Genomic DNA, 7,802 nt, shown 5'->3' with positions numbered 1-7,802 from the left:
TCGACCTGGGCGGCAACTCTCTGGTGGCGACCCAGGTGGTGTCGCGGGTTTCGGCGGCGCTCAACGTGCAGTTGGGTGTGCGGGCACCGTTGACCATGGTGGTGTGCGAGTCGGTGCCGACACAGGTGTCGGGGTAAGCCTGGCCGTTGCGGACCATGACGGTCGGAGCCAGGTACTCGATGTTGACCTGGTGCACGATGCCGACGCCCGGCGGGACGACCTTGAAGTCGTCGAACGCGCCCTGGCCCCAGCGCAGGAACTGGTAACGCTCGCCGTTGCGCTCGTACTCCAGGTCGACGTTGCGCTCGAGGGCGTCGGCGGTGCCGAACACGTCGAGGATGACCGAGTGGTCGATGACCATGTCGGCGGGGGAGAGCGGGTTGACCTTGTTCGGGTCGCCGCCGAGGGTGGTGACGGCCTCACGCATGGTGGCGAGGTCGACGATGCAGGGGACACCGGTGAAGTCCTGCATGATCACGCGGGCGGGCGTGAACTGGATCTCGGTGTCGGGCTCGGCGCTGGGGTCCCAGCTCGCGAGGGCGCGGATCTGGTCGGCGGTGATGTTGGCGCCGTCCTCGGTGCGAAGCAGGTTCTCCGCGAGGACCTTCAGGGCGTAGGGCAGCTTCTCGGTGCCGGGCACGGCCGAGAGGCGGAAGATCTCATACGAGTTGCTTCCGACCTCGAGGGTGCCCTTGGCGCCGAAGGTATCGATACTCGTCACGTTCAGCTCCACTCGTCTGTGAATGGGATGGCCACCGGCGGGGCTGTGCCGATGGCTCGTCGGGGCGCTCGGCCCCGTCCGTTTTCCGACATTAACAGTACGCTTGTCCTGTGAGCACATCGGGGGGACATGTGTGGCGCAGTGAGGTGTTATGACAAGCATTCCCGTACTCTGCGTTCGTGACCGTCTCGCACACCTCGGTTTTCACGCCCATGAAGGCGGAACTACCGCCGAACACAGACCTGAAGACCATCATCGCCGATCTGGCCGATGACCACGTCTCCGCCCCCGTCGGCAGAGACCATGAGGCGTTGGCCGCCATTGCCGCGCAGGCGCGTGAGCAGGGCATTCCGCTGGACATCATTGTGGTGCAGGGCAATCCGGGTATCGAGGCGAACCTGCGGGACCTGGCCAACGAGGTCGGCAAGGTCGAGCACGGCACCGTGGTGGTCTTCAGCGACGACTGGGTCGGTACCTACAGCGATCAGTTCACCCGCGGTCACCTGGAGTGGGCCGAGGACAAGGCCAAGTACCGCGGGCCCGATCACACCACCGAGGCGGCGCGGGTGTTCGTGGATCGGCTCGAGCAGCCGGAGGCGGTGTCGTGGACGGTGATCACGCTGGTGGCGCTGGGCGTGCTGATCGCGTCGATCGCGGGGTTGTATGTGGTGAAGCTGCGGCGTGCGCAGTCGGGTTCGGATCCGCTGACGCCGGTGGGGTGAGCGGGTAGGTCGCTTTCAGGGGTCGTTCCTCTGTGCAGGGTCCGGGTACTCCCCGGGCCCTTTTTGTCGTTTATGCCGGTTTCCGCTTTTGCGTGTCGCGCGCTGTGTCGCAGGGGCTTTCGCGCTCTACCAGCGAATATATAGCTAATTGCGAATTACATCGGTGTGATTGTGGCGAGCCTGAACGGCGTCCTCCTCGACTTGCCGTACGGTTTCGCGATGGCACGGTTGGGGATGGTGTGCCGGATGGGACTCGAGGGAGGTGCGATGCGACGATCGGCGAAGCCACGCAGGCACTGGCTGCGGGTCGCTACGGAGTTGCTCGTAGCGCTGATTGTGCTGGCAATGGGGATTGCCAGCGCGCACGCCGTGCCCCCGCCGCCCCCGAATCCCAGCGACAGTGACCTCAATGCCGCGGGCGCCCAGGTCGATGCCGGAGTCGGCGAGGTGGGCGCGCTCATCAATCAGGTGGCCTCCGCCGAACAGCAGCTGCAGCAGCTCGACGACGCGGTCGCCACCCGCCGCGAAGCCGTCAACAAGGCCCTGGTGGATCTCCAGGTCGCCCGGGACGCCGCCGACGCCGCGGCCCGCGCGGTCACCCAGTGCCAGCAGGACCTCACCGACGCGGGCACGAAAGTCGATGGGGCGCACCGCGACTTCGACAAGTACGTGGCGCAGGTCTACATGCGGCCCGGTTCCACCTCGCTGATCAACTACATGGCCGCGCCGACCCCGGAGATCGCGCTCAACCGCGCCCAGGTGCTGACCATCGCGTCCAAGAACCAACAGCAGGTGGTCGACGGCCTGCGGCACGCGCAGATCGATCAGGCCAACAAGACCTCCACCGCCAAGCAGGCCCGGCAGGCCGCCGACGCCGCCGCGGCCGACGCCGACGCCAAGAAGACCCAGGCCCAGAACGCGGTGACCGCCGCCCAGGCCGAACTCGACCAGCAGAACGTCGTCCGCAACAGCCTTGTCTCGCAGCGCGATTCGGCCCAGCAGCGACTGGACGCGGCGCGCGCGAACGTGGTCGGCCTGCAGGGGCAGCGCGACGCCTACCTGGCCTGGGATCAGCGTCGCAAGTCCGAGGAGGCCGCCGCCCGCGCCGCCGCGGTCGCCGCCGCCGCGCGCGTGGCCGCCGACCGGGACTCCGCCGACCGCGCCGCACAGGTCGGTGCGGGCCACCGCCCGCACGTCGTGCAGGACACCACCCCGCCACCACGCCGCTCCACCGCGCCGGTGCGCCCCAACGGTTCCAGCTCCCAACTCGTCGAAACCGTCATCGACCGCGCCATGGCCCAGCTCGGCGTCGAATACGCCTGGGGCGGAGGCGACGAGGACGGCCCGACCCTCGGCATCCGCGACGGCGGCACCGCCGACCGCTACGGCGACTACAACAAAACCGGCTTCGACTGCTCCGGCCTCATGATCTACGCCTTCGCCGGCGTAGGTGTCTCCCTCCCGCACTACTCCGGCTACCAATACACCATGGGCACCCGAGTCCCCGTCGCCGACCGAGCCCGCGGCGACATGCTCTTCTGGGGCCCCGGCGGCAGCCAACACGTAGCCCTCTACCTCGGCAACGAAAAAATGATCGAGGCCCCCCAATCCGGCGACGTAGTCCGAGTCTCCACGGTCCGAGAAGACGGCATCATGCCCTACGCCATCCGCATCATATCCTGATTCGTTGTAGGAAATTTGCAGGGAGCTTACGGCCGGATGCGGACCCAGCTCGATTGGGAAGCCGCCTAGGTAGTGGTCTCCTGCTCGGCGAGAAACTTGTCGAGGAGCGCGAAAAGAGTGTCCAGCACATGCTTCTCTTGTTCCGGTGTGCGGTCGACTTCGAAATTCTGGCCAGGCAGCGCGATTTCCTGGACATACCCCGGCCACCCGAAGCTGTTGTGCCGACCGACGTAGTTCGTCCTGAGCCACTCGGCGAAGCCATCGAGCACCGATTTGGCGTGTCGGCCAGCCGCAGCGTCGTAGCCGTGGAGAAAGTTCGTGACGCCTCGCAGATCCGGGGGGATGACGTACATGCCAACGCGTTTGGCAACCAGCGCGAGAAACTCTCTTTCGGTGAGTCTCCGCAAATCGACCTCGGCCGTGGGACCGTACGCCGCCGGTTGCGCGGTGTCGAGCCGCGCCGACCGATCTGGATTTTCCTGTACCACGATGTCATCTCATCATGGCTGACCTGGCCCGTGCCGCCGCGACTGCTCTCTACCGCGGCCTACGCGCCACCCGGCGGCAGCTCGAAACTCCAAGGAGATGGCCGTCGCTGGTCGTAAGTGGCGAAGGGTAGTGTTCGCATCGGCATCGAGAGCTACTTCGTAAGACACCTAGGAAGAGCCTTGTCTACCAAAGTGATTGGGAGGATGCGCGTCTGATCGGCGCTGCCTGCGACGTTCGTGGCGAGGGCTCCGGAACCTCAGTTTCGGACAAAGGCCACCAATGGTCAATTGTCCACATAGACTGCGCTGGTTCGTCCAGTGTTAAGAGGGTTTGCAATGCGTGTACCTGCGGTTATCGGAGCGTCGGGTCAGGGGATCGGGCGGCGCGGGTTTCTGGTGGGGGCTGGTGTGTTGGCGGGGCTTGGTGGGGTTCTACGGGTGGGTGGTGCACCGCGGGCGCGGGCGGCGTTGCCGGTCGGTCAGTTGGAAGATGGTGCTGCGGTGCCGATTCTGGTGATCGGGGCGGGGTATGGGGGCGCGGTGGCGGCGTTGCGGCTCGCGCAGGCCGGGCACACTGTCACGATCGTCGAGCAGGGGATGGCCTGGAATACGCCGGCAGCCGACGGGAAGATCTTTTCTGGGACCCTGCCCGCTGATGGTCGGTCGTCGTGGTTGTCGACCATGACCGATCAGCCGACCGATCACCTGCTCGGCGTTCCCATCGATATGCCGGTCGAGCGGTACACCGGGGTGCTCGCCGCTGAACATTTCGGGGGTATCCGGGTGTATCAGGGTCGTGGTGTGGGTGGGGGTTCGCTGGTCAATGGTGGGATGGCGGTGACACCGCGACGCGAGTTCTTTCCCGACATCCTGCCCTCGGTAGATCCCGGCGAAATGTATGGCACCTACTATCCGCGCGCCAACTCCATGTTGCGGGTGAACCACATCGACGCGGAATGGTTCGAGAGCGCGGAGTGCTATCGGTACGCGCGGGTGGGGCGGGAACTGGCTGCGCGCGCGGGTTTTTCGACCACCTTCGTGCCCAATGTGTACGACTTCGAGTATATGAAGCAGGAACAGGCCGGGACGGTACCGCTGTCGGCGCTGAACAGGGAATCGCTGTACGGCAATAACTTCGGCAAACAGAGTTTGGATAAGACCTATCTCGCCGAGGCAGCCGCGACCGGTCGCGTGAGCATTGTTCCCCTGCACATTGTCGCCAGGGTGGTCCCAGCGCCCGGTGGCTACCGGGTGTCGATGGATCAGATCGGCACCGACGGCAACGTCATCACCACTAAAACTGTTGTCGCCCAGCGTGTTTTCTTCGCCGCAGGCAGTGTCGGTACGAGCAAGCTCTTGGTCACCCAGAAGGCGACCGGGGCGTTGCCGGACCTTCCGGACTCGGTGGGGTCCGGGTGGGGCAACAACGGCAATGTGATGGCCGCCAGACAGAATCAACTCAGCGATCCGACCGGCGTCAACCAGTCCACCATAACCGCTCTAGGTATCGACAACTGGGATGACACCGCGGGTCCGGCATTCGCCGAAATCACCTCATTTCCCATCGGTATCGAGACTTTCGTCAATTTGCACCTGGCCATCACCAAGAACCCGAATCGCGGCACCTTCCGCTTCAACCAGGCCACCGGCCGAGTGGACCTGGATTGGCAAACCGCATGGAACCAGCCGAGCATCGACGCGGCCAAGCGCATCCTCGACCCGATCAATGCCAGCGCGGGCACCACCTACCGCAACGACCTGTTCGGTGGCGGCAAAATCTGGGGCGACGAATTCGCCTACCATCCGCTGGGTGGCTGCGTACTGAACGAGTCGACCGACAATTACGGGCGTCTGACCCCGTATCCGGGCCTGTATGTCATCGACAGTTCACTCATTCCCGGCTCGACCACCGTGAATCCGTTCGTCACGGTGACCGCGCTGGCCGAACGTAATATCGCCGCCATTATCACCAATGATATGGGGAATCGGTGACTTACGAGCGTTTCAACCCTTACGATCATCGGGTGAAAGCTGTTGCCTCGGTTCCTCTTGCCGCCATAGCCGTAATGTTCACCACTGGAATCGCCTCGGCTGCACCGGATATGACCACGGCATCGGCCCGCGACATCGCCTTGACCTACCTGCGCGCGCTACCAGGCCGCGACGACGACACCGTACCTTTCGCACCGGATTGCACCCGCGTCGAAAACGGCATCATGACCGGACTTTCCGGCCCCGACCTAGCCAACTACATGGACACCGGCGCCCAGTCCCAGACCGTACTACGAATCTACAACCTCACCTTCGCCGACACCGACGACGGCGTCATCGCCCACTACGACGTCGACGGCGGCATCGCCGGTACGCGCATCGCCACCGACGATGTCACCGAGCGCTTCGTGATAGCGGATGGCCAGATCAAACACATTGAGGCGACCAACGTCCCAACTTTCGCCGCAATCCCGGACCGCCCCGGCACTATCGTGCTATATCAGCGCTGACGATCAGGTCGCCTATCGTACGTTCCATGGATCCACTCGAACACTCGCTGCTGACCCGCTTGATCGATCTCGAGCTCGCCTCGGTGGTGTTCGTCAGAGACTACGTTCAACTCGATTTCGACGGTCCCCGCTTGTCCTGCTTCGTCTGGCCGACCGTCGATATCGGTGGTGCCAGTCGCTCGCTGGGGTACGCCGGCTATCGAGATGCCCTGTGTTCCTTCATCAGCCAGCCCGTCGCATCGACCGAGGAAGCTGTCGGCACCGGGCTTGTTCTGCGGTTCGCAATGGGTGCCGTCACCATTCATCCGACACCCGACGAACTGAGGGGCCCCGAAATCGCGATGATCTCCGGATTCGCCGACAAGTCCTGGGGCGTGTGGCGACCGGGCGAGGACACCTTCGCCGACCTGGAATAGGCCTACGGTCTAACGGCTTCGGGTGTTATGCGCAGAGGATTGCCCGGTCTAGTTCCGCGGTGATCAGGTGGCGAAGGGGGTCGTGGTGCGGGCTCAGGGCGTGGCGGGGGTCGGTCCAGTTTTCTGGTGGATAGAGCCATACCGGGCCTTGGACGAGATCGGCGGGCTCCCAGTCGAATCGGGGCCAGATGTGGGCGTGGAGGTAGGGCTCGTAGTTGCCGAGGATTTCGATGTTCACCCGGCGGAATGCGGGATCGGTGGCGCGGCAAGCGTTTTCGACGGCTTGGGCGAGCGCATCCATTTCGGTGAGGAAGGCGGCACGTTTGCCTCGGGGCAGGTCGGACAGGCGCTCGATTGCGGGGTCGTCGGTGAGTAGGAGCGAATAGCCGGGGAGGAATTGGGTTTCGCCGATCATCGCGAAGCCGGATTCCAGTCTGCGGAGGACCGTGGGGTTCTCGCCGCGGTGGGCGCTGCCGATGCGGTCGGATCGAAAATCATCGGTCATTACTGGAATCTAGCGTGGCGGGCGGGATCAGCTGCCCGTGTTGGCGCTGCCGGTGTCGATTCCGAAGTAGCGCTTGAGAACTCCTTGCACGGAGTTGTATCCGATGAGGTTGACGGTGAGCGTGGCGGTCTGGGTGCCCTGCTGTGCGGTCAGGGTGTGTTTGCCCGCCTGCTGCGGGGTCCAGATCACCTCACCGTTGTCGGCGACCGTGCCCAGGGTGGTGCCGTCGACGGCGAAGGTGACCGGGTCGGTGTGGTCGGTGTGGTAGCCGATCATGACGCGGCAGGACTCGGTGGTCAGTTCGCAGCCGTAGGCGTCGTAGCTGGCACTCATCGCGATGATGGTGAAATCGGCTGTGGCATGGGCGGTTCCGAAGGACAGCGGGACGACTGCGGTCAGCAGGGCCGCGCCCAGTGCGGTTCGGCGTGCGGTCGTGTTCACGAGATACCTCCGGTCATGCAGCCGGCGGTGCCCGAGGTCGATCCGGTCTGGCAGGCGAGCTGGCGCAGATAGTCTTCGAGCCGCATGAGCCAGGCCTGCGGCGAATTGGTGTCGACGATCTGGACGCTGACCGTCTGGCTCTGACTGCCCTGCTGGGCGCTCACCGTGTGCACGCCCGCCGTCTGCGGGGTCCACGTGACCTGCACCTGCCCGCCGACCGGAACTCCTCCGGGCTGTGCCGTCGGCATGGCGGTAATGAGCGCCTTCCCGTCGACGCTGATGGTGACCGGCGCGGACATGTCGTCCACGTAGCCGCTGAGTGTGC

Annotated in this window: 10 protein-coding genes; 5 read left to right on the top strand and 5 right to left on the bottom strand. The window is 64.7% G+C overall.

Annotated features, from left to right (window positions below; translation table 11 throughout):
* Positions 1-721, bottom strand: a 721-nt coding sequence (locus ACWELQ_RS31250) for an aconitase family protein (protein WP_452400622.1), incomplete at its 3' end; no start/stop codon positions are given.
* 179 nt (positions 722-900) lie between these two features.
* Between ACWELQ_RS31250 and ACWELQ_RS31245 the strand changes: the two genes are divergently transcribed.
* On the top strand, positions 901-1,443 hold the full coding sequence (locus ACWELQ_RS31245) for an Rv1476 family membrane protein (RefSeq protein ID WP_452400621.1): 543 nt from the start codon (positions 901-903) through the stop codon (positions 1,441-1,443).
* Between the two features lie 267 nt (positions 1,444-1,710).
* Positions 1,711-3,126, top strand: coding sequence for an NlpC/P60 family protein (locus tag ACWELQ_RS31240; RefSeq protein WP_452400620.1), 1,416 nt, complete (start codon positions 1,711-1,713; stop codon positions 3,124-3,126).
* A gap of 65 nt (positions 3,127-3,191) precedes the next feature.
* On the opposite strand, the gene ACWELQ_RS31235 is transcribed toward ACWELQ_RS31240, so the two are convergent.
* Complete coding sequence (locus ACWELQ_RS31235) at positions 3,192-3,614, bottom strand: hypothetical protein (RefSeq protein ID WP_452400619.1); 423 nt, start codon at positions 3,612-3,614, stop codon at positions 3,192-3,194.
* Between the two features lie 438 nt (positions 3,615-4,052).
* Here ACWELQ_RS31235 and ACWELQ_RS31230 point away from each other — a divergent pair, with 438 nt between their 5' ends.
* The 3 genes from ACWELQ_RS31230 to ACWELQ_RS31220 are packed head-to-tail and all read left to right on the top strand — an operon-like array spanning position 4,053 to position 6,531.
* Positions 4,053-5,606 (top strand): FAD-dependent oxidoreductase, encoded by a 1,554-nt coding sequence (locus ACWELQ_RS31230; RefSeq protein ID WP_452400618.1) that lies wholly within the window; start codon positions 4,053-4,055, stop codon positions 5,604-5,606.
* Positions 5,603-6,115 carry a hypothetical protein gene (locus ACWELQ_RS31225; RefSeq protein ID WP_452400617.1) on the top strand — a complete coding sequence of 171 codons (513 nt, stop codon included), beginning with the start codon at positions 5,603-5,605 and terminating at the stop codon, positions 6,113-6,115. The genes ACWELQ_RS31230 and ACWELQ_RS31225 overlap by 4 nt, the downstream gene beginning before the upstream one ends.
* Before the next feature lie 59 nt (positions 6,116-6,174).
* A complete protein-coding gene (locus ACWELQ_RS31220; protein WP_452400616.1) occupies positions 6,175-6,531 on the top strand; it encodes a hypothetical protein in 357 nt (118 codons plus the stop codon).
* Between the two features lie 25 nt (positions 6,532-6,556).
* Here the strand turns inward: ACWELQ_RS31220 and ACWELQ_RS31215 are convergent, their stop codons facing one another.
* The 3 genes from ACWELQ_RS31215 to ACWELQ_RS31205 all read right to left on the bottom strand — a co-directional run.
* On the bottom strand, positions 6,557-7,036 hold the full coding sequence (locus ACWELQ_RS31215) for a diadenosine tetraphosphate hydrolase (RefSeq protein WP_452400615.1): 480 nt from the start codon (positions 7,034-7,036) through the stop codon (positions 6,557-6,559).
* 27 nt (positions 7,037-7,063) lie between these two features.
* Complete coding sequence (locus ACWELQ_RS31210) at positions 7,064-7,477, bottom strand: hypothetical protein (protein WP_452400614.1); 414 nt, start codon at positions 7,475-7,477, stop codon at positions 7,064-7,066.
* Positions 7,474-7,802: hypothetical protein (locus ACWELQ_RS31205; protein WP_452400613.1), on the bottom strand; the 329-nt coding region annotated here is incomplete at its 5' end. The genes ACWELQ_RS31210 and ACWELQ_RS31205, both read right to left, overlap by 4 nt.

It is taken from the genome of Nocardia sp. NPDC004722 (genome assembly GCF_053601505.1).
This window is presented reverse-complemented; position numbering and strand designations above follow the sequence as displayed.